Annotated in this window: 17 protein-coding genes and 1 pseudogene; 9 read left to right on the top strand and 9 right to left on the bottom strand. The window is 38.6% G+C overall.

What is annotated here, in order from left to right; translation table 11 throughout:
* Positions 1-232: 232 nt before the first annotated feature.
* Together BS333_RS13980 and BS333_RS13975 are read right to left on the bottom strand one after the other, a co-directional pair.
* Entirely contained in the window at positions 233-922 is a 690-nt protein-coding gene (locus BS333_RS13980; RefSeq protein WP_021710995.1) for an MOSC domain-containing protein, read from the bottom strand.
* 188 nt (positions 923-1,110) lie between these two features.
* Positions 1,111-2,208: a YdcF family protein gene (locus tag BS333_RS13975; RefSeq protein WP_021710996.1), complete on the bottom strand. Its 1,098-nt coding sequence runs from the start codon at positions 2,206-2,208 to the stop codon at positions 1,111-1,113.
* Between the two features lie 265 nt (positions 2,209-2,473).
* Between BS333_RS13975 and BS333_RS13970 the strand changes: the two genes are divergently transcribed.
* Complete coding sequence (locus BS333_RS13970; protein WP_021710997.1) at positions 2,474-3,937, top strand: hypothetical protein; 1,464 nt, start codon at positions 2,474-2,476, stop codon at positions 3,935-3,937.
* Between the two features lie 325 nt (positions 3,938-4,262).
* Entirely contained in the window at positions 4,263-5,615 is a 1,353-nt protein-coding gene (locus BS333_RS13965) for a sphingomyelin phosphodiesterase (RefSeq protein WP_021710998.1), read from the top strand.
* 117 nt (positions 5,616-5,732) lie between these two features.
* Here BS333_RS13965 and BS333_RS13960 read toward each other — a convergent pair whose 3' ends face one another.
* Together BS333_RS13960 and BS333_RS13955 are read right to left on the bottom strand one after the other, a co-directional pair.
* Positions 5,733-5,993: a DUF2999 family protein gene (locus BS333_RS13960; protein WP_021710999.1), complete on the bottom strand. Its 261-nt coding sequence runs from the start codon at positions 5,991-5,993 to the stop codon at positions 5,733-5,735.
* A 140-nt stretch (positions 5,994-6,133) separates the two neighbouring features.
* The gene (locus tag BS333_RS13955; RefSeq protein WP_021711000.1) at positions 6,134-7,075 is read right to left on the bottom strand and encodes a GlxA family transcriptional regulator; all 942 of its coding nucleotides are present in this window, start codon (positions 7,073-7,075) and stop codon (positions 6,134-6,136) included.
* A 101-nt stretch (positions 7,076-7,176) separates the two neighbouring features.
* On the opposite strand from BS333_RS13955, the gene BS333_RS13950 reads away from it, so the two are divergent.
* Complete coding sequence (locus BS333_RS13950) at positions 7,177-7,740, top strand: cysteine hydrolase family protein (RefSeq protein WP_021711001.1); 564 nt, start codon at positions 7,177-7,179, stop codon at positions 7,738-7,740.
* Between the two features lie 40 nt (positions 7,741-7,780).
* Positions 7,781-8,071 (top strand): putative quinol monooxygenase, encoded by a 291-nt coding sequence (locus tag BS333_RS13945; RefSeq protein ID WP_021711002.1) that lies wholly within the window; start codon positions 7,781-7,783, stop codon positions 8,069-8,071.
* A 218-nt stretch (positions 8,072-8,289) separates the two neighbouring features.
* On the opposite strand, the gene BS333_RS13940 is transcribed toward BS333_RS13945, so the two are convergent.
* Positions 8,290-8,535: a DUF3297 family protein gene (locus tag BS333_RS13940; RefSeq protein WP_021711003.1), complete on the bottom strand. Its 246-nt coding sequence runs from the start codon at positions 8,533-8,535 to the stop codon at positions 8,290-8,292.
* A 232-nt stretch (positions 8,536-8,767) separates the two neighbouring features.
* Here BS333_RS13940 and BS333_RS13935 point away from each other — a divergent pair, with 232 nt between their 5' ends.
* A complete protein-coding gene (locus BS333_RS13935; RefSeq protein WP_021711004.1) occupies positions 8,768-9,463 on the top strand; it encodes a riboflavin synthase in 696 nt (231 codons plus the stop codon).
* Positions 9,464-9,583: 120 nt separating this feature from the next.
* Here the strand turns inward: BS333_RS13935 and BS333_RS13930 are convergent, their stop codons facing one another.
* Together BS333_RS13930 and BS333_RS13925 are read right to left on the bottom strand one after the other, a co-directional pair.
* Positions 9,584-14,257 (bottom strand): endonuclease/exonuclease/phosphatase family protein, encoded by a 4,674-nt coding sequence (locus BS333_RS13930; RefSeq protein WP_021711005.1) that lies wholly within the window; start codon positions 14,255-14,257, stop codon positions 9,584-9,586.
* Positions 14,258-14,273: 16 nt separating this feature from the next.
* The gene (locus BS333_RS13925) at positions 14,274-15,311 is read right to left on the bottom strand and encodes an OmpA family protein (RefSeq protein ID WP_021711006.1); all 1,038 of its coding nucleotides are present in this window, start codon (positions 15,309-15,311) and stop codon (positions 14,274-14,276) included.
* Positions 15,312-16,274: 963 nt separating this feature from the next.
* On the opposite strand from BS333_RS13925, the gene BS333_RS13920 reads away from it, so the two are divergent.
* On the top strand, positions 16,275-16,946 hold the full coding sequence (locus BS333_RS13920; RefSeq protein WP_021711007.1) for a hypothetical protein: 672 nt from the start codon (positions 16,275-16,277) through the stop codon (positions 16,944-16,946).
* A gap of 117 nt (positions 16,947-17,063) precedes the next feature.
* On the opposite strand, the pseudogene BS333_RS22305 reads toward BS333_RS13920, so the two are convergent.
* A pseudogene (locus BS333_RS22305) lies at positions 17,064-17,452 on the bottom strand (transposase); the annotation flags it as partial.
* 270 nt (positions 17,453-17,722) lie between these two features.
* On the opposite strand from BS333_RS22305, the gene BS333_RS13910 reads away from it, so the two are divergent.
* Together BS333_RS13910 and BS333_RS13905 are read left to right on the top strand one after the other, a co-directional pair.
* Positions 17,723-18,475: a hypothetical protein gene (locus BS333_RS13910; RefSeq protein WP_021711008.1), complete on the top strand. Its 753-nt coding sequence runs from the start codon at positions 17,723-17,725 to the stop codon at positions 18,473-18,475.
* A gap of 68 nt (positions 18,476-18,543) precedes the next feature.
* Complete coding sequence (locus tag BS333_RS13905; protein WP_021711009.1) at positions 18,544-19,968, top strand: glycoside hydrolase family 18 protein; 1,425 nt, start codon at positions 18,544-18,546, stop codon at positions 19,966-19,968.
* Positions 19,969-20,071: 103 nt separating this feature from the next.
* On the opposite strand, the gene BS333_RS13900 is transcribed toward BS333_RS13905, so the two are convergent.
* Positions 20,072-20,536, bottom strand: a complete 465-nt coding sequence (locus tag BS333_RS13900) for a DUF6790 family protein (protein ID WP_021711010.1) — start codon at positions 20,534-20,536, stop codon at positions 20,072-20,074.
* A gap of 377 nt (positions 20,537-20,913) precedes the next feature.
* Here BS333_RS13900 and BS333_RS13895 point away from each other — a divergent pair, with 377 nt between their 5' ends.
* Positions 20,914-22,503 (top strand): DUF1566 domain-containing protein, encoded by a 1,590-nt coding sequence (locus tag BS333_RS13895; RefSeq protein ID WP_021711011.1) that lies wholly within the window; start codon positions 20,914-20,916, stop codon positions 22,501-22,503.
* The last annotated feature ends 4 nt before the right edge of the window (positions 22,504-22,507 follow it).

Genomic DNA, 22,507 nt, shown 5'->3' with positions numbered 1-22,507 from the left:
TGGCCCTTCAAACAACCTTATTTATCAAGGGATATGTCATAGAAATTCAGCTGATGATAGTGTTGTTATTCTATGATTATGAAAAAGCTATTTATAAAATATAAAAAAACGTAAAACTATTACGTGAAGTATTTTTAATGAGTGATTAATTTTGCGAGTGATGACACAAATTTTACTGCGCTCTTTATGGCCAAATCACTCTGGTTGTTACAACTTTGAAGAACATTGAGTTTTATGCCGTAGGTCCGATTAGGCGTGGGCTCCAATCTTCAAGTTGGCCAGAGTGCAAACGTTGCTCGACAACTTTACGCCAAGAGTCAACCAGTGGGAGGCTCAGTAGTTGCTCTAGTTTCTGGCGGTCAAGGCTGCCTTCAAAAACGATACGCATGATCGTTGCAATTGACCATTCAGGATAGAGTCTCTCACACAAGATAATCTCATCACCAACACCAATCTCACCTTCTTCGAGTACCCTGAAGTACCACCCTGTTTTTAGGGTATCTTGCAGTTTTTTGGCCATATCATGTTGGTCAAATCTTACATTCAGTTTCCAGCAGGGCATGCGCCCTTGAGAGACTTCCAGTAAAGTTGAACCAATACGAATTTTGTCATTGAGGCAAATGGTGGATTCAGTGACTCCTGACGAACTTAAATTCTCCCCAAATGCCCCCACGGTTTTAATGACGGGTAACGGACCAAGTATTTGTTGCCAAAACGCATAGTGTTCACTGGGATAGATATGAAGCGCTTTTTGTAGGCCTCCATGAAAGCGAGGATCGCCTTGTTCATCTTGCAGTAACCCAAGCGTCGAAACATAGTGACGGCCAGAGAGTATTTTCTTATTGATTGCGCTGAGTGACTGATGGGCATAGGGAAGTGCTTTACCCGCTAAAACAGCATTGATATGGCCTAAAGTTGACATATTAGTTTTGGATTTTGTAATTAAAGAGTGAGAAGTATATTAATTTTATTTTTTATTTGAAAGAGCAAGAATGTGATATTTATAAAATAAATGTATTATTCCCAAATAACCTCAAAATGCTCTGAATAAGGCATCTTGAGGCTATATAAAAATGGAATAGTGAAAGTTCTAAATGATCGGAATCTTTGTTAGCGAGATTCGAGTGGATAAGAACGGTAACTCCACATCCCATAAGTTCTCAATGCATCACGGTAAATACCAAGTAATTCATTTTCGCTGGCATTTTGCAATTCATGTAAAGGTCTGTCAGGGTAGCTCACCGTATCAAATGTGATCCCTTGTGGGCCTGTTTGCCAACTGGCAATTTCAAATAGAGTTTGTCCACGACGAACATGACTGGCAGAGCTGATGATTGTTGCATGTTTGATACCGTGGCGTGCTAATGCATAGCTGCTGTACAGTGCATTTCCGACAGTACTGGTGGCGTAGTTTTCCTCGATAATACGATCTTTGTTGACTCCATGTTCGATTAACCAGTCTGCCATTAATTTACCTTCGGTTTTATGATTCTTAGGTACACCACCAGTTAGTATAATAATTGCGTCAGGCGCTGCCTTGGCCATTTCAAGTGTCGTTTGCAGGCGTGCAATCAAGATATCATGCATTGAGCCATCAGGGTTTAAAGCGTAGCCAAGAGTAACAATGGCCCCTTTATTATCTAACTTATTGGTCTGTGGCTTTTCTTTTAAAGGCGTGGCAAGTACTCGATCGATAGTAGCAAACATCTTTTCGATATCCGCTGCTTTGCCTGGATTTAGCTTAGTTAGAGTTGCCATGTGCTGTTGTGACTTTGGTTTATCTCCCTTGAAACGTTGCCAAACAGCAAGGTAAGCGTGTAAATCCACATCATCAGGCGCCACGGTTAAAGCTTGTTCAAATAATTCAATCGCTCTATCTACGTTCTTGTTATAAATTTCAGCGTTGGCCGCAGAAATTAACAGATCAGTACGGTAAGGTTCCAACTGATAGGCTTCTAATAAGCGATGAGTGACAATCTCCATATTACTTGGCATTTTTGCTGTAAATCCTGCATGTGAAATACGAGCCGGTGATTTAAAAGCGGTCACGGCGTCATTCAAAAGCTGATCAACGACTTGGCGTTTTGTCACCAGTTGCGCATAGCTGACAGAGGAGTGAGCTGTTGGCTCTTGGCTGGCAAAAAGATGAGGAGCAGCACTAAGGCTCAAGATGCTACCAAGGGCGATAGCAAAAACACTTTTTTTCATAATGGAGTCCTAATTATTATTTGAGAGCCACTTGATGGCAGGAAGGTAGTCTAATTTTACGGAATGTATATACTGTGATCTACGTTAAATAAAATGATATTCCGTAATGTCTCTTTTGTTAATATTTGCTCTATGTCACTAAATATAGAAATTTCACCATGGGGTTTGGTTACACATTGATCACATTTTGTTTACTTTAAGTGTGAATAAAAGTGAACTATCGCATTAAATATCACTTGTCTTCTAAGGTAAGGATATAAAAATAATGAAATTATTAGTGATGTTTTGCTTATGTATTGCTTTTGTCAATCAAGCGGTCTGCGCAATGTTGGAACCAGCATTCGTCAATAGTTTATGGAAAAAAGCACAATATCAACCGCTAAACCCATCAGAAATCAATGCTTTAAATGGCTCAAATAAACGGCTAAATGGTAATCAATTAGGGTATGGGTTTAATTTAGTCACTGAGCGACCGACAAGAAATCGGTGTTTGAGTGACCAAAGCTTCCAAAGAGTCGATAATCTAAGCCGCTATGTTGAAGGACGAGTGGTATCAAGTAAGTCAGAAGTGGAAGAGTTCTTCTCAGCTGATCTTTCTATTAACGCTGAAGGAAGTTACGGCAATTTTTCGGCCTCCACTCAATTCAAGCGAGATATGTCGAATAGCTTTCAAAATCTAGAGCAAAACAACACTGTGGCTTTTGTGATCCAAGAGAAAACCTACACGTTAATTAATGACGCTTGGCCAACAATAGACCCTAGAGCTTTGGCGCTCTTGCAAGCGAATACGAACATCAGTAAGACAAATTTTAGGAATATATGCGGTGATGTATTAGTCGATGGTATTCAATATGGACGTGAGCTTTCTCTACTATTGCAGGTAAAATCAAAGACTCAACAAAAGAAGGATGTTGCTGAGACCGCTGCGAAAATTTCAGCCAGCTATATGATGTTGATCTCCGGTTCAGCCGATACTGAAGTATTAGAGCAATATCGCCAGTATCAGCAAGATTATGAGATTAAGATCAAGGCCCATGTTTCCGGAGACCTAATGGTTCTATCTGATACGAATCTATTGAATTTCGCTGAAAAATTAAGAGAATTTGAAACAAGCACTAGCCAACGTCACAATATCATTAGTTATCAAACATCCACTTATTTGATACCAGAAGGAATGGAGTATTGGCAAGCATTTAAAGACTATCGCCCTGCAAGATTGGCCATCAAAAAATGGCATCGATTTATGGCTTTTACTCACTCAGAACAGTGCCAATATTGGGATATTGCACAAACGTGTGCCTTAACAGAACAAATGTACCGAGATGTGCTGGAGAGTTGCGCTAATACTTATCGTTGGACGAGTTGCTTTGAACCTGCTGATCCAGATTGCCAATTATATTCAGAGCAGCCTTGTAATTATATTGAGCAAGTAGCCAACCTGACTTGGCAAGACTCCGTCATTGATTGGGAGCAAAGTTATGATGTGCTCTTCCCTAAAGAGTCATTAGAGCTAAACATTATTGGTTATGAAATGAAGTTAGAAAATCGAAAGGTAAAAAAAACGGCACTTAATTTAAGTATACCCCTGAATAAGCCTAACCGATTTGATGGTCAGTTCGTATGTGATTTAGTGGTTAAAGAAGATCGTGTCAGTATGTGTGGAGTTTTTGATGAAACAGGGGTTGGTAAAGTCATTATTGAACAGTTACGCTATTTGATTCGGCCATGAACACAATGCCACTCGAGACCAATGTTTTCTTAATTTATACCTAGGTGCCCCTAGATGCTGTGTTCAGCGAGATGCTCTGAGCTCTGAATCAAGCATCTGAGGTCACTTGAGTATAAGTTGGTTTTTGTTTGCGTGGCTTACCGTAATTAATTGATTTTATTGTTATTACATTTAATAACAAAACAAATTAACGTTACATTTTTCTAATAAAAAGAACACAATTCAATCGAATCTCACACTTTTAATCCGGTTAAATTGATTAACTTTTGTGCTGAAGCTTTATTGAAAAATGGAAGTATGTTAAAAAAATGTAAAGAGGATAATAATGATTAAATCAATAATTATATCCACCGTGTTGTGGATACTCACGTTTCAAGCTTTTGCCACTTCTGTGTATTACACAAATAGAACCAATAAACCTATCACCGTTCAGGTTTTGGTCGACACCACCGCTCCAGTTGAAAAAGGCTACCAGTATCGATTGATGGATGAAAACTTAATTATTCCACCTTATCAGAGGGTTAAAGTCGCTGAATTTAATCGCTATTATGGGATTGAAAATGGTGCAACTTATGATTATTACTTTGAAACACGTTTTCAAAATGCACAAGGCGATTGGCAAGAGATGGCCAACGCACCTTTAGGGCAGATGCGCTTGTTAGGGCATGGTGCAGGGACGACCATTTCTTATGGTTTTAAAAATAGAGAGCTTAAAACAGATTATTACCCTTATGTTGTCGAGTTATATGGAGAAGACGGTCATCACACTGAATTCGCTGTAAAAGCAGTCTATACATCTAGCTTTGATGATATTGACTATGTAGTTTGTGAGCATGATATCGCCGAGATGGAATATGATGAAAATATCCTCCAAATCGCGAGTTATAACCTATGGATGATTCCATCAGTCTCATCCGATATCATTGAAAGAGCGGCTCTAATGGATCATAATTTATCTGGGTACGATGTACTGACACTGCAAGAAGCTTTCTCTAATGACCGCGAAGAGCTCTTTGATCGATTAAGTCTTGAATATGCTTATCGCACCGATGTGGTAGGAGGCGATAGCATGGCGATGTATGATGGTGGTGTGGTGACTTTAAGTCGTTACCCGATTTTAGAGACTGATGCGATTGTTTTTGATCACTGTTCCGGCACTGATTGCTACGCTGATAAAGGTATTGTCTATACCAAAATCAGCAAAGGTGGTGTTATTTATCATGTGTTTAACACTCATTTAGCCTCTTTTGATACACCTGCAGCTCATAGGCTACGTCGCCTTCAACTGGGTTTGTTGAGAACCTTTATGTTGTCCAAACAGATCCCAACCAATGAAGCCGTAATCTATGCGGGTGACTTTAACATTAATAAGAACGAAGACTTTACCGAATATCTCTTGATGCTTGCCACCCTAGAAGTGGACCCACCTCAGTATTTGGGTTATGTAGACGCAACGTTTGATCCTCGAATCAATCCTTACGCCGCGGCACGTTTTTCAGGTGGGCAAACGATTGAGTATTTAGATTATGTTTTCGTGAGTTCTAGGCACCGTAGAGCAATAGAAAATACCAATACGGTGAAGCTAAGGCAGCGTGCAAGTGCAAATACATGGGGGAATTGGCATCTGTCAGACCACTTTAGTGTTGAAGGAAGATTTTCTTTTAGTCCAGATGAGTAGGTAATAACGCAACGACTCAATGAGAAGCTGGCCTTAGTACGAGTGCTAAGGTCAGCCTAAAAGATACTTAGGTATACTTCGTAGGGATTAAGCGTTTTATACCCAAGCATCTTGAAGTCACTTGGGTGTATCTTGTAGTTTTTGTTTCGCTTCTTCGACTTTTGCAAAGTCTAGCCCTAATTCGTCAACAGCTTCTTTGATCAACGCTGGGTTTTGCATTACCTGCGCCATCAGTGATTGTAGTTTGTCCTGAGGTAGGCCAAGTTGACTGATCGTTGCCATCGCTGCTAATGGGTTTTGAGTTAAGGTATGGAAAATAGTTTGTATTTGCTCGTCGCTAATATTGTTGTCTTTTAACATAGCAATAATTGGATTCATTATTTTTCCTTTTCGATCCTGAAAAATTCAGGTAAGTGTAGCACTGTCTATCATCATGATATATACCAAACTGAGCTAAGATCGTCTCTCTGAACAAGACATCTTGAAGGTTTTTGGGGTATATACCTAAGCTCTTCTAGTTAGGCGAATCGAGCTCTAAATGCAGAAGGGCTCAACCCAATGATTTTTGTGAACACCTTACGCAAGCTATTAGCATCTTCATAGCCGACACTGAGAGCGATTTTTTCAAAACTTAATGAGGAGGCTTCCAACTGTTCACATGCTTTTTGTACTCTTAACCGCTGAATGTATTGAGTGGGTTTTAACCCTGTTGCCTGAGTAAATTGGCGTAAAAAAGTGCGCTCGCTCATAAAAGCTATCTGTGCCAACTGAGCGATGGTCAGTGCATCGCTGTAATGAGTTTGTAAATGATGCTGTACCTTTATAATGACACCATTACCATGATCAAACTTAGGAATAAAGCTTTCGTAGTAACGCTGTTCTCTTCGAGCTGTATCAACAATCAGAAACTTACCTAGCTGACGCATAATATGAGGCTTAGTCAGTTGGGCGACAATTTCAAGCCCTAAATCGACCCAAGACATTAAACCACCAGCGGTCAAAATATCACCTTCATTAACCAGTAAGCTTTCAACTTTTAATGATATCTGAGGAAAAGCAGTCCTAAAGTCTTGTGCAAACTGCCAGTGAGTTGTGGCGGAGCGGCCATCTAACATACCGGTTTTAGCGAGGATAAAGGTACCAGCACAGGCTGAGCATAGTTGTGTGCCATGGGTGTGAGCCTGTTTTAGATACTGGAGCATTTCTGGAGGAGGGGAGAGATAATATTCGCCGCCAAGACTGGGTGGAATGATCAACAAATGTACGGCGTTGGGTTGAGCTTCTAGAAAGTGCAGGTTATTTGAATCACGGCAAGACAACAAGCTGACTTCAAATTGAACCGGGTAGTTCTCTTTGAGAAGTATGTCATTGGCCATGAGAAACAGCTCTTTAAGGCCGAAGATGGCGCTCTGTAAGGCGTCTGGATAGTCAATAATTTGAATTTGAATTACTTTTGTCATTTTTGAACTGCTTTATGTCAATTTTGCCATCGGTGTCACCGATTGTTATTTCGCATAATAGTCCCATCAACTCTGAACAACAAAATAAAAGAGAACTTATTATGTCTAATACTGCTTTATTATTGATTGATTTTCAAAATGACTACTACCCAACATACTCTGGTGCTAAATGGGCACTATCTGGTACAGAAGCTGCCGCACAAAATGCCTCTCAGTTGCTTAACGCGTTTCGTCAAAAAGGTTTACCTGTTATCCATGTAAGACACGAATTTCCAAGTGAAGAGGCACCTTTCTTCCTACCAAATTCAGAAGGGGCACAGATCCACAGCAGTGTTGCACCCATTGAAGGTGAAACAGTGATTTTAAAGCATCAAATCAACAGCTTTAGAGACACAGAGCTTCAAGCTAAGCTAGAAGAACTTCAAGTAACAAAACTGGTTATTGTTGGTGCAATGAGCCACATGTGTATTGATGCCGTGACTCGTGCGGCAGTAGACTTTGGTTACGATTGTCATGTTGCTCATGATGCATGTGCGACATTAGACCTTGAGTTCAATGGCGTAACCGTTCCCGCAGCTCAGGTTCATGCAGCCTACATGGCCGCTTTAAAGTTTGGTTACTGTGATGTAGACAGTACCGCTAATTTACTGCCTTTGGCCAAGTAAATCACAAATAAACAAAATAATTCCCATAAGGACTGAATTTATGGCTTTGATCAGTATTTTTGAATTTGAAACCAAGCCGGGTCAAGAAAGCAATTTTGTTGAGTTTCTTCGGCGTATTCTTCCCGAAACACGCCAATTCCCTGGGAATATAAAGGCTCAAGCTGCACGATTAAATGATCATCAATTTATGGCCAGTGTCGAGTGGTCACAGGCAGGTGCGTTGGCAAAATACTTGGACTGGCGTAAGGAACGTGGTGATTTTGCCCAATTACTGACATTTCTTAATCATGAGCCAACGATTCACACTTATGAGTCGCTGGTTGATATTTAGACCATAGATCTCAACAATTTGGCATAGCTGTATCGAATAACTTTGCTTCAAGCTAAGTGAGTATTGCGAATGGGCCGAGTGTTGAAGCCATTGGAACAACAAGCCCGATATCTAGCACTGCGATAGATATCGGGCTTTTTATCAATACCAAGTGGTTTCAAGGCCAGTCTTTCTAGGCAGAATATCTTGAGATTACTTGGGTATGTTAACGTTTAGATTTAAGCGTAGTAAGCTTCTACTTCGCCCTTTAGTTTGATCAACATTGGGTTACCAAAACGATCTTTAGCTTTTGGTGATGCGATTTTAACCCACCCTTCACTGATACAATACTCTTCAACATCAGTACGCTCTTGGCCATTAAAGCGAATACCAATCTGGTGTTCGAAGCACTCTTTAATGAAAAATGGACTGCGCGGGTTACCAGCAAGGCGATCAGGTAAAGCGGGTTTGGCGGCATCTGTCATTGTGTTTATTCCAAGTCAATAAATGATGCGCCATTGTAGTCAGTGTCATGTTTGTGTACAAGTGCTATTCGGCCTCGTTGTTTGGCTTGAATTTGGCTCCGCGATATTACCTTGAATCAAGCATTTTAAGGTCACTTGGGTATCGCATTAAGTTAACACTCGTTTACTCACTTGCAGGGGTAGAGTTAATATGTAAAGTTATATATACCCAAGTCAATGAAAAGAGGTGACGATGTTTACGGGAATAATTCAGTCAGTTGCTAAAATAGCTGCGGTCGCTGATAAAAATGGTATTCGTACTTTTACTATTGATTTTAAGCCTGGTTTTTGTACCGATTTAGAAATTGGTGCGAGCATTGCTATTGATGGTGTATGCCTTACCGTGACAGAAATTCTCTCAGATGTTCGAGTTAAATTTGACGTCATGTTGCAGAGCTTGTTGATCACCACACTCAGCAAATATGAAGCGAGTACGTGGGTTAACGCAGAGCGTGCCGCAAAAGATGGTGCTGAGATCGGAGGTCATCCTTTATCTGGTCATGTCGATTTTAATATTGCGGTGCTTGATATTAAACATATTGAAGATAACTACTGCATGCGCTTTGACTTGCCGGAAGCGTGGAAGAAATACATTTTTTCTAAAGGTTATATTGCATTAAACGGCGCCAGTTTAACGGTTTCTGATGTAGATAAAACGGAAGGCTGGTTTGAGGTATGGCTGATTCCTGAGACTCGACGTATGACGGTTTTTGAACAAAAAAAGATAGGCGATTGGATTAATGTAGAAATTGAGCGTGGTACACAAATCGTCGTTGATACCGTACGTGAAACCATCGCTGAAAATCTTGGGCCACTAATGCCAATGTTTGAAAAGTTACTTGCAGAGCAAGGGGTGGATATGAATGCCTTAGGTTACAAGCCAAAGTAATCATGCCCCCTTTTAAATATTAGAATTAATTTGCGCTCACCTAGATATCATTTGTAGTGATATAAAAAGACCTAGCCGCACGTGCTAGGTCTTTTTTTATAATGTTATTTTATAAGTTATTTAGTCTGGTAAATCGGACCAATCCAATGGGATTGCTTCTGGCATTTCAACCACGAAAATGTCTGCATCTGCTCTGTATTCATTAATTCTAAAATATGGAACGCCACTAGAAACAACTCTAGAAGCATAAGACCAACTAGATGATGTGTCAGCTCCATCTCTTAAGTAAATTTTGTCCCCATTTTCTATACAACCAGATAGTCGATGGCCATAATCATCAACTTTTTCAATTGAAAGCCATTTAGATGCATTTGTATAGAGTTTATAGTAACTAGGATAAAGCTCTGTATAGTTCAAAAAATATGACTTGTGCCTTAGAGACTCTATTTCAACAAAACTATCGTCAAGTAGGCACGTCGGAAATGAGTTTGTGTCATTGTTTAACCAATAGCTAGGATATTGACTGTCAATTGCCCATTCGATATCTGCTTCGTCTGTATGAGCTCCAATAAGTACATAGTCGCCTGCTGACCAGCTACCAACGATACCAGTGCTTGCACCAGCCTTTATGTATTCTCCAGTGTCTTGATGCCTAAATTTAATTGTATTGTAGCGTTTATTTTGTCCTCTAAAAGATTTTTTAGGAATGCCTGCCTCTAAATATTCAAAACCAATAGCGGGGAAATGATCTGATAGATCATTCAAGTAATGCCTGCCTGCATTAAAACTTGGGACTGGAATGACATCATAGTACACGTCTTTTACAGCGGGGTCTAAAACGACATTATGCCATGCACGTGGCTGTGCAAACCCTTTAACTGATAAAATATAATCCAAAAGTTGTCCGTCCTGCTTCCAACCACTATTTTTGTAGCTTGCAAGAGAATTAAGATGCGGATCCCAAGAATACTTGAGGCCTCTGTGAACAGGCTCATTGGTGCGCAATATCGACATCATCTTAGCATGTTCTGCTGATCCTTTGACAACATTAAGATCTCCTACAATATATAGGTACTCCGATGTATCCATGGCTTTGGTTCGAAGAGATTCATCGATATACTGTTTAATTTCTTCAAACTGAGCTTTCCTTATACTCTCGGGAGTTGAACCAAAAATACACGCGTCCGTGTCTGCTTGAGTATGAGTGGCAATGATATTGTAGATTTTATCATTTTTTCTTATTTTTACATGGATAAAGCCTTTATTGGCTCCCTCATCCTCACCACATGCCTGAGCAAATACACGGTATACTGCAGGTTGTATTATTGGTTCTTTGCTCAGTACCACAACACCTTTATTTAGTCTTAAACCGGAATCTTCATTAGGATCAGTTCTATAGGGGAAGGTGGTTTTTATGCCATCAAAAAGCCTTTGAGTATATGAGCCTGCAAGTGTACCTGCAAATGCTTCATTGAGCACGACTACATCATTGAAATCAAAAAGGTCGTTTTTTACCTTCAGATATTCACTAACTCGTTTATCTCTCTCAACAGTACTAAAGGGAATTAAAAACACATTGGCTGTTATAACTTTAAGCTGAGTTCTTGGCTTAACCTTCAGCTCAAACTCTTTTGCTTCACTTTCCAAGCCACGTTCATCAGTTACGATTAGTTTGAGATTATATATCGTTTCTGAGTCCGAGCCGTCTTTACCTGTTTTCGGTAGGGTAATATTGAGTGGAGTCTCAACCGTGTTTTTTTGATCTTGGACCGGAATCGACTGTTCAGACTCATCAAGAGTGAGTTCAACCTCATCATCTGGCATTTGTGACCAACGGTAAGAAGTAATCTTGATCTCATCTAGTCCTGCTGTGGCAGCTTCAGCCGAGGCTGTTGCACTAATCGTGATCTGATCATTGTCTTGTATTGGTTGTGTTGGATTTAGGTGTTGATGATCGCCACGGTATGCATGGGTCATCACCCCAATAGTTGGGCGGACAGCTTTTTTGATTTTAACTGGCTGTTTGTCAGTGATGGATTGGGTACCATTAAAAGACGTCACTTCAGCCCAAACGTTGACATCAAGATCATTTAATAACCCATCTTTTGTCTCAAAAAAGGTATCGATTTCTAGAAGGTTATCTGCTGAATCATTCTGATGACCACTTGGTACGTCGTAGCTTGGTAAGGTTACCTCGCCATTGGGGCTATCGGTAAACCAATTAACGTGACTGATGTAAGAGTCTTCATCGAAAGCGTCCAGTTCAAACGCGATAGTCTGCCCTGATGATACTTCTGGCGTGGCTGTTACTTTTACCAGTGTTGGCTTAGACCAAGGCTTTAACTCAATCTTAGCGCTTTTGCTGGTAGGGATACCCGCACTGCCATCTCTTACAATGACAGTAATGTTAGCTTGCTCCAAACTAACGAAATCGCTTGCTTGGAACTCGGCGCTCAATGTAAGTGGTTTATCTTTGCTGTCGGTACTGCCTGTAGGGATATCGTCAGAATTTAAGAGCGATAAATTGCTGTTATCTGTTTTCCATTCGATGGAGTCGATATTAGCATTAGTACTGTAAGCTTCTGCTGTTAAGGTGACGGTTCCTCCAGGCCTTACTGTGCCAAGAGAGGGGGTTAACGTAACCGTTGGTTTTGAAATGACCGGGCGTTCATTGCTTTCTTTTCTGGCGATGATGGTTAAATCATCCAATTTTGATTGTATTTGCTCGCCTTTATCAGAGTGCGCCGTGACGGTTATTGATGCAGGTAAGTCTGCGGTGACTTCTTTTGCCCTAAACGTTGCTTGAAAGCTGACTTTGTTTTCTTCAGAATCGTTCGCAATAGGTTCAAACACTTCTGACACTAAAGTCAGATTCTCAGTATCCCACTCAAGGGAGGCAATATCACCTTTGGCGCTATCCCAGGCAGCCCCAGTAATAGTGATTTCTTCTCCACTGCTCATCGTGTTTTCTTCAGATTCAATCAACACATGTGGGTTCGAGGCATCGGAGAAATTACGTGAAATAATAGTGAATTGGATCGCTTGTGGTGAGTTATCCATCTGTTGGGTAGATGTTGCCACGACACTTACGGAAGCTGGCAGATCGTAGCGAACTTGATCTGCTTTGAATTTGGCTGTAAAGCTGTTTGGATTGAGCTTAGAATCCCCTTCAGCAGGAGTAAAGGCTTGCTCAATAAGTGTGGCATTTTCTGTTGTCCAATTTAACGAAGCCACATCACCTACGTTATCCCAGGTTTTACCAGTAATAGTAAAGGTATCGCCGCTATCAATCGAATCCATAGGGGCGGATAAAATGACTACTTTCGGTCGTGAAATTTCGACTGGTCGATTATCTTCTTTACGAGCGATGATCGTTATTGCGTCTGAGGCAGGCACACTTTCGTCATACTCAGTAGATTTAGCAATCACGCTAATTGTGGCCGTTTTGTCAACTTCGAATAGAGTTTCGGCGACAAACGTTGCCGTAAAAAACTTTGGATTCTGTTCCGAGTCATTCCCGGGCTTAATTAAAGTCGTTTTTAGCAGAGTTAAGTTAGGTGTTGTCCATTCTAATGACTTAACGTCACCGTCGTCAGACCAAGTCGATCCAGAAACAGTAAAGGTCTCTCCACTTTTTACTGAATCAGGCACATTCTCTAGATTGATGTAGGTTTGGCTTAGCGGTGCGTGATCTGGCACAATCGTTAATGTTGCGCTGGTGGTTTGAGAAGCGCCACTTTCAGCGGTAATTGATGCTTGAATAGGTGCGCTGGTTGTTGTGGAAGTATCCAAGGCAACAAGCGTTGCTTCAAAGTAAATGGGAAAAGGAGAAGAACTGTCAGCTTCAAGCTCTGTTTTTTCATCAATAATGGCAAAGTGTTCACTATTGTCCCAAGCAATGCTGGCAGTACCACCAAACTCATCCCATGCTCGACCTGTGACGACAAATGGCCGGCCACTAACAGCGGTCAAAGGTAAGCGGTCAAATTTGATTTTAGGCAAAGCAATAGGTGCAGGCTTTGTATCCGGCTCAATTGCAAGCGTCATAGTCGCGTAAGGGCTTTGGTGTTCAGTGCTTGATACTGAAGAAACTTCAATGGTTGCGCTGGTTGCTTGAGGGGCATCATCCACTTCAAAAGTTGCTGAGAAAGAGAGCGGCTTTAGTGCAGAGTCCCCAGTGGCAGGAATGAGGCTTTGTCTGATGAGCTTTAAGTGTTGCGCTTTCCAGTTGAGTTTGGTGATGTCACCAAACTTGTCCCAAGTTTTACCCGTAACTGTTACAGTTTGTCCGGCGGTAACTGAACTATTCATTTTATCTAAAATGATATGCGGAATAGAGACACTTGGTTTTGAATTATCAATGCTCTCTTTGATAAAAATAGTTAATTCGAAGGCCTGATTATCACTTTTTTGACCTGATAATGCCGTTGCTGTACCTAAAATAGTTGCTTTTTGAGGTTCTAAAACATCATCAACACGAAACTTTGCAGTAAAGCGAGTTGGCTGTTGCTCTGAGTCATTCGATTGCAGTTGGATATCTTGATCGATAAGCTTCATCCCGGTACTTGACCAGTGAATCGAGGTAATATCTGTTGAATCATCCCAAGCTGTACCGTGTAAAGTGAGGGTATCACCCGCAAATGTTTTCTGCGGGATACCAGTGATATTCAGAATTGGTTTTGAAGAGACAACAACAGGGTCTGTGTTGCCTGAGCCTTGTTTAGGTAAGCCGCCTGAGCCGTCACATGCGGCTAAAAGCAGTATAAAAAGGCTAAATATAAAAGATCTTATCATAATTTAGAACTCCTGCTCACAAAGGAGTGGCAAGGTTATGGTTGTAGATTTTAATGGTCGCACTTCGGCGTTGAGAGTTTGGAACAGAAAGACTCTGCACTTCTTCACCAAGCGCTGTGATTTTAATTCGTTGTTTTTTGATATTTTCGTGTAACAAAGCTGATCTAATTGATTTTGCCCTGCGAATAGACAGGTTATCGTTATAGTGGTTTGTGCCAGTATCATCTGTTGAAGCGATGATAAGAATCGACTGCTTTTCAGACATTCCTTTGGTAAAGCTTTTCAACTTAACCAGTGAATCAGGCGAAAGCTGGCTACTGTCAAAATTAAAATATAAAGTTAATGATTGTTCTTCTTTTACCGTTGATTTGACCTTGTCGGAAAAGACCGAAGAAGTTGACGGAGAGGCAGATAATGGCTCTGTATCGTATGTTCTGGGTACAGAAGCAGTCGACATATTTGAAGGGAAACGGTAAGTTAAACCAATAAATGCTTGCCAGATATCGGATTTACCAGTGGCACTGGAACCAACAGAACTAACCCATTTTAAACCAGAATCAACACTTAATTGTTCAGATAGTTTATAACTGCCAGAGGTAGTAAGATAGGGAGAAAGGCCATTACTTGATTTGTTTACACGATAACTCAATTCTTTGCCGTCCATATCGACGAACCAAAGAGCTGCACCACCGATGAGGTTAAGGGCTAATGAATCTGCAACAGGCAAAGAGTAAGCTAGACCGAGCTCTGCGCTTTGAACTTTTGCTGAGTAATCCGCCTTCAGGAGCTGATTTTGAAGCGCTGGATAGGTTGCTTCTACTTCTCCATAATGCTGGTAACCCAGCTCGATAGCGATATTCGGGGAATATTGATAGCCAAGCGTCGCACCAAAAGAAATATCGTTTGTATCACAGCTGAGTTCATGAGACTCACAACCACCAGAGAAGTAACTTACACCAATGGTGGGAGCAATATACATATCAGCCATAGCGCTGTGTGACAATGCTGCTAAGGCAATAATACAACTACTCTGCACCTTTCTTTCGTGTTTCATAAGGTATAAAGTTCCAATTTTTATTCGTTACGTTTATTGATATTTATATTTTTACATAAAAATTGCGATGCATTGTCACAGATATAAGAAATTGACTTGAAATTGACAAAAGTACGGCTGAATCTAACGACTATATGCCTTTAGTTTATTATAAAATCTTATGTATTTTTTTTATGATTGTTTGGTTTTATGGTTGAGTCTTCAAATCATCAGAAAAAGAGTGATTTCAAAAATCATTGATATTAAGAAAGTAATCTTTATCCAATAAATGCTACCGGGTTGAACCCAAAGATCGCACCGAAAGATTGAGCAGTTTTAGCCCAAAGACTTTTTGACGATTCTCTATATCGAACGACGGTACTTTCTTTTCTTTGCTACATTGGGCGCTAAGAATGTATCACTGAAAAAAGGCTCTTTAGGGTTAGTTGGAGATAATAGTATATACCCAAGTAACCTCAAGATGCTGTGTTCAGCGAGGTAGCCTTATCTCTCAGGCGCGGCAAGGATATCGAAGATATAGTCGTTCTACATTGAGAATCGTTAACAAAGTCTGAAAGTTAAGGTCGCTCGCCATTTGGGAGCGTGTCACTGAGCCGGCTTCTTGCGTCAGACAACCATTCTTCTTACAAAAATAAGAAGTAGAATACTATTCCGCTTTGTTGTCTTCCTTGAATTCAACTCAGTGACCTCGCTCTGAATAAAGCATCTTGAAGTCACTTGGGTATATATGTAATTTTTAATACTCGATTTATCCCATTTCTTATCAGATAATTTAAAAATAAATATAATTGTATAATATGTAAAATAATATACTCGTCGAGTAAAAATTAATTATAATATTTTTGAATTTATTCATGATGATTCTTTATTATTTGATTATTAATAATTTAAGTTTAAAAATCAAATTGACCTTGAGCAATGCTTAAAGTTAAAAGGAAAACTATAAAAAATAGGAATAGAATCATGAAAATGAAATTAAAATACCTTACACTACTATCTCTAGTATCATCAGGACTCATATCATTGAATGTATTAGCGAATACAGGTGATTCCACTACTAGCGAGGAAAATGATGTCGTTATCCAAAAAAATTATTCTGAGGATGGCTACAAAATATATGCATTACCAAATGGACAAATTCGTACCGAAGTACCTGAGCGAATATTTGCTTATGGTGGTGAACACAGAATCATAGCAAAAATTGATGATGTATATAATCATGAAACTTATAATGGAGAATGTTATTATTGTCATGTATTAGGAAATTCGGATGGTAAGGTATATGTTGAAAATTCGAAATTCTCAGGATCTGGAATAGAAATGATAGGCTCAACGTTGTCACTAACTCAACATTCTGGTGGCCCAGGTGGTTCAGTCGGTGACGACACGCTAATTAGAGTAGTTGCAACTTATGTTGTCACAGGACAGCCTGACTATGGCTATCGTCACTATAAATCACAAGATGTGAAACCTGAAAAATTTAAGGCAAGTGATGTTGTTTATAGTGAGTATGATGAAAGTTTATATCAATGTAAAGTTGAAAACTGGTGTAATGGTAACCCAATGTACTATGAGCCAGGAAAGGGTTTAAATTGGGATCAGGCATGGAGTGAATATGAAGTGCCATTCGAATAAAATAATTATTAATTATTAGTTTTTATAAAAGAGCGTTAGTTTCCGCTCTTTTTAGGCTTTGATGTGTAATTCACTTTCGAAGCCGAATCGACCTATTGAGATTGACTTTTAGCTAATTCAGCAAGCTTTAGGCATAACAAGACCCGTAAGCTTATTTAACGATTTGAGTATCGCGTAAGTTTCACCGACTTGTGCGATGTAATTCCTTAAACTTAATCACCCACCAAGTAACTGCCTTGCACGATACATCGCCGTCTCAGATAGAGAGCACTTGTGATAACCATAGTATCCTTTCGAATGCTTATTCAAGCCATATAGCTTTTGACAACCCGCTGCTAAATTTCTTGGATGACCTCGTTCTCAGAATGCCGCTCCATCTCTTGAAGGTATAATAGTTGCGTCTCGTTTAATGCTGATTGCTGCGTGACAATCCATTAGTTCATAAGTACCATCGCACGATATTTCATGGGGTTTACGACGTGTTTGCTGAGCAAATTAGGCAGCACTTATGCAATTTACGCAACAAAAAAACCATATATAACTTAAAAAAGGCTCTTAAGGGTTAATTGGAGATATAGTATATGTAATTCTTAATACTCTATTTATCACATTTTTCATTATATAATCACTGATTGAAAAAGTAATTATAATATATTTTTAATTTATTCTTGATGATTTTTTATTATTTGATTATTGATGTTTTAAGTTTAAAAATTAAATTGACCTTGGGCAATGCTTAAAGTCAAAAGGAAAAATTAAAACATAGGAATAGAATCATGAAAATGAAATTAAAATATCTTACAATACCCCTGATATCATTATCTGCGAATGCAATTGCAAATATTGATGATGTATCCGTACGAGGACCAAATGGCTATGTCCACCAAATTCCATGTGTAAAAATAACGGAACCTTTCTACAAAGATTTGAAAGTGAGAGTTAAGCAATATGTCGACGACTCTGGGATAGAACAACAAACTGATGAGTTTTTCTATATTAACGCCGGTACAACTGGTAGTTTTTGTGGGAGTCAAATTAATGGGAAAATTTATGTAAACGGCTGGGTTGGAGTAAGTTGGGATATTACAGACAGAGCTGGTAAACAATATGCAAATTTCTCAACTCGAAGCCATTTTAATGGTGAAGGAGGTAACAATGATTGGGATATTGAAGAGAATGGACAATGTGCAGCAGTAGAAGGCAATGGCGTTTATCTAGAATATGGTTCGACAAAATCTTGTAGTAAATTGAAAAATGTACCTGATAGTGCTGTAGTGAAAGCAATTTTTGTTCCAAACTTAAAAGATGATTTACCTGATTATGGCTATCCTCATTACAATGCAGATGATGTAGTGGAAGGTAGTCAGGTGTTCAAGGCAGGTGATATTGTTTACGGTGAATCAACTAGGTCCCTATATAAGTGTAAAATTACAAATTGGTGTAATGGTCTACCGACATACTATGCTCCGGGGGATGGCCTGAGTTGGAACCAAGCATGGGATCCATATGAAGTTAAGTTGATAGATTAATAAATAATATAAAGGGCGGAAATTTCCGCTCTTTATATGAGAAGCTATAAATAAAAAAGGAATTTAAGATGAAAAATATAATTGGGATTATATCTCTATTAATTATAACTGGAGGAAGTCATGCAAGTGAATTCTCTGGAAGTAAACCAACAGCCGCATACATGGGCGCGTATGCACTAAATCAAGATCCCTATGTTTTAGAAAAGGTTGATGATAATTATGATATTAAGGATGTGTCAATCGGTTTTCTTTTAATTAAAAAAGGGTTGGATTGTAATTTCGATAATATAACAGATGGTTCCTATGTTAATCCTATTACTGGGCATGCGCAAAAATACAAAAACTTTGAAGAAAATGGTGGAAAGGTAGGTCTTGTTTTTGGCGGTGCCGCTGGCGGTCAAGACGATCCTGTAATGGTTTGTGATGCAAAAGAACTTTATAATTTGATCGATGAGTCAATAAGAAGATCACCGGTTAATATAGATAGAATAACCTTTGATATTGAACATGAAACCTGGAGAAATGGTGATTTCAGCCCAGATGAAACAGAAGGAGCATTTTACCAAAAACTGGGTAATGTCTTACATAACTTAAACAATCTATATCCAGATATTAGTCTCGAACTGTCAATACCACAATACTCATCATATTGGGCAAGACCATACAATAATCAATTAAGAAACTTTTTAAGCAACTTTAGTTACGCGATTGATGAGTATCACATCATGACTCAAGCAAGCAGTACATACATGTTAAGGAGATATGTGAATGATACCATGTCAAAACTTGAAGATTGGCCAAAAGATAAAACAGTGATTTTATTGGTTGGGAGTAATAATAACCAATTTAAAGCGGAAAATTTAAAAACGGAATACAGTCAATATATGGGCATGGCAACTTTATTGACTCAGGCGGCAGTGCTTGATCCTATCCGTGCGAATCTACATAAAGAATTCAATAGTCAATATCCAAATCCGAACGACTTTAAAATATACACCTTACCCATGGGAGGTATAGAGGCAGTGATACCGCAGGGTATTTATTATGGTGAACATCGAGTAATCGCCAAAATTAATGACGTGTATAATTTCGAAACCTACAAAGGCACTTGTTACTATTGTGATTCTGTACAAAATGATGGGAATAATATGCTTGCCATCGGAGAAAGAGAAAGGCATATTGCTCCCGGTTCGATAATTACATTAAGCTTACATAGTGGTGGTCCAGGAAGCTCAATGGGTAAAGACACATTAATTAGAGAATTGTCGCGTTATATCGTTAAAGGAGTTCCTGACTATGGATATCCTCACTATCAAAGTGATTTGGTCAATACCAAGCGCCAGCAATTCAGTAATGGTGATATTGTATACAATGATGCAAATCAAAGGCTTTTTCAGTGCTTTGATGAGGCTAAATGCAATATTAATCCAGAAAAATATGAACCAGGTGAAGGGATAAACTGGCAAGAAGCTTGGAAAGAGTATGTTAAATAACAACAAATAAAATATCGGAAGTCGCTCAGAATATTACTGAGCGACTTATTTTTATTAAATTACCAAATGAATTAAACAAGCTACACAGGACAAGCACAAGAAACTAGCTTAATACTGATAATAAAGGTGGGACTAAAAGAAAGAGTAACACGACAGTCATGAGTGGTCTCAACAAGTTAACAGGTTTAAAATTGTGTTGAATTAGAGCGGTTAAAAGATGATTGAAAGCCGAAAGTGAGAAGAAAACTAACATAACCAGTGTGATAGTGACATCTGCCATGCTGCCCAAGTTAGAGAAGAAGACAAAGACGGCGACGATAGCAATAGCAAGATTGCAAAGAGCAGATTGAACCTGATAAGGCCGATCCGAGCGATAACCGATTTTACCAGCGGCTTCTTTGCCCAAGCAAAGCCCTTCAAATGCGACACTGAATCCCATAATGGCGACAATCCAAGGCCCTAGAATGTGGAAAAAGGAATAGACGTCGGTGTTATTATCCTCTGCAATAAAATAAACAGCAGTAATCGCTATTGGTCGAAACCATTCGATGATAAAAGTCATTTTCATGAGTTATACTTTCCATTATTAATTAGATTACCTATTAGTATAAGACATTTTATCGCATTGATATATTTTATCTAAAAAATGTGATAATAATGATCATATTGAAAATCACTAATCAAATTTTTGGTTAATATTTATATTTGTGTAGTTATATAAAATTAATTTACTTTAGTTAAAGGTTTGCCGTTAAAGAGTTAAATTATAACAATAGTAAATTGTCGGTTTTTAATTAATTATTGGGTTAATAATTGATAAATTATTATTTGCTTTGATAAGATGCATTGGCAATAAAAATTAAATCTAGCTTAGCCCTTAAGGCTTACAGTGTAATTATGTATGCAAAATATAAAGTTATAGTTGTCAACAAATAAGGTGAACTAATGTATAATAAAACAAATCAATCATTCAACCTATATCGATTATCTTCACAGGTGGTTACTATTGTATTAATTTCGAGCCTATTTGGGTGTCAGGATTCTTCGGAGCCTTCTTCAAATGAATCCCACAATCGACCTACAACTGATCACGCTGCACCACCTCAGGCGATTAGTACAAGAAGTGGCTTTATTACTGTTCAGCCAAGTACTCAAGAATATATTGATATAAGTAATTACGTATCATATGAAAATGATGTCGATATAGATAGCATTGAAGTAGAGGTCACTAATCAAAATATAGGGCAAGAAAGTGTGTACCAGTCAGGATATTGTGGTACCCCAACTCCTGAACTAAATGGTGATCGTCTGGGCTTCTATGTTCAATTAGATAACCATAACTTATGTACTTATCGATATAAAGTGACTGGAAGAAAAACAAGCAACAATGAGGAGGTAGAAAGTCAATTTGCCAAAATAAATTTGTTTGCTACGGTGGAGTCTGATGCGAGGCTACCAACAATATCAAAGCATATATTATTAACAAATAACCCTAATTCTCAAGCCGTAGTTAATATAAATTTAGTAGATGAATTGAGTGAGTTAAACATTTCCGAGTGGGATTTATCCGAAGATATTATACTGTTAGGAGATGGTGAAATAAAAACTTCTGAAAAAACAATATCCTATTATGGAAAAACAGCAGGTTATGTACGTATTTTTTATACACTTTTTAACTCCAAACAATCTACAGAAGCTAAACTAGGACAAATTGATATCACCATTGGTAAAGAACATACTAATGGAATTATAATATCTGATATAGAAGAATTTAGGTATGAAGTTGATTCTCAACCTACCTTAATTGTTGATATTAGAAATCTTATAAAACTAGAATATGATATTGATTACCAATTAATAAACGTGTATTCAATTGATGGATCTGTATCGTTAAATGATGAGCAAAGAAAAAACCTTAACAACAAAGAGTTTACTTTTAACTGGAATAAGTACAGTCCGAAAAACACGGATGTAAGCTTCGTACTTTCTGATAATGAAGGAAATTTTAAAGCCGGTATCTTGAGATTAGTAGGAATAAACCAAGATCTTACGAATGCTTATTTGTGTAATGGAAGACTACCAGATAAAGCGTGTATTGATATTGCTGATATAGGAAATGAAACGTTATTTACAAATTCACCATCAGTTAATTTCTTAGATAACATAAGTTCTGAATTAATTGAAACTAATAGTACAGCTAATGGAGTTCTGGGTCAGAATTACGGTAATTTCTATAGATTTAGTCACTCTAAAGCGCTGGCACTCTGTGATATCTATAATACGATAACTTTAGGTGGAAGAACAAACTGGCGATTAGCAACCTTGAACGAATTAGATAAACTGTTTAATACTTTTGGTAATATGTTTAATAAACGGGGGTGGCCAACAAGTTATAATTACTGGTCGACTACACAAACAGTTAAACCTACTAAGCCAGATCAATATAAAAATATGAACCTATACTTTGGATATGAGTTCTCTTACGAGCCAGACTTTGAACTTTTCGCATCCTGTATTTCTGAACGTCAGCTTTGAAGAT

This window comes from Vibrio azureus, assembly GCF_002849855.1.
In the GTDB taxonomy this organism is placed as follows: domain Bacteria; phylum Pseudomonadota; class Gammaproteobacteria; order Enterobacterales; family Vibrionaceae; genus Vibrio; species Vibrio azureus.
The sequence above is the reverse complement of the archived record's forward strand: the minus strand, read 5'-3'. Positions and strand labels throughout refer to the sequence as shown.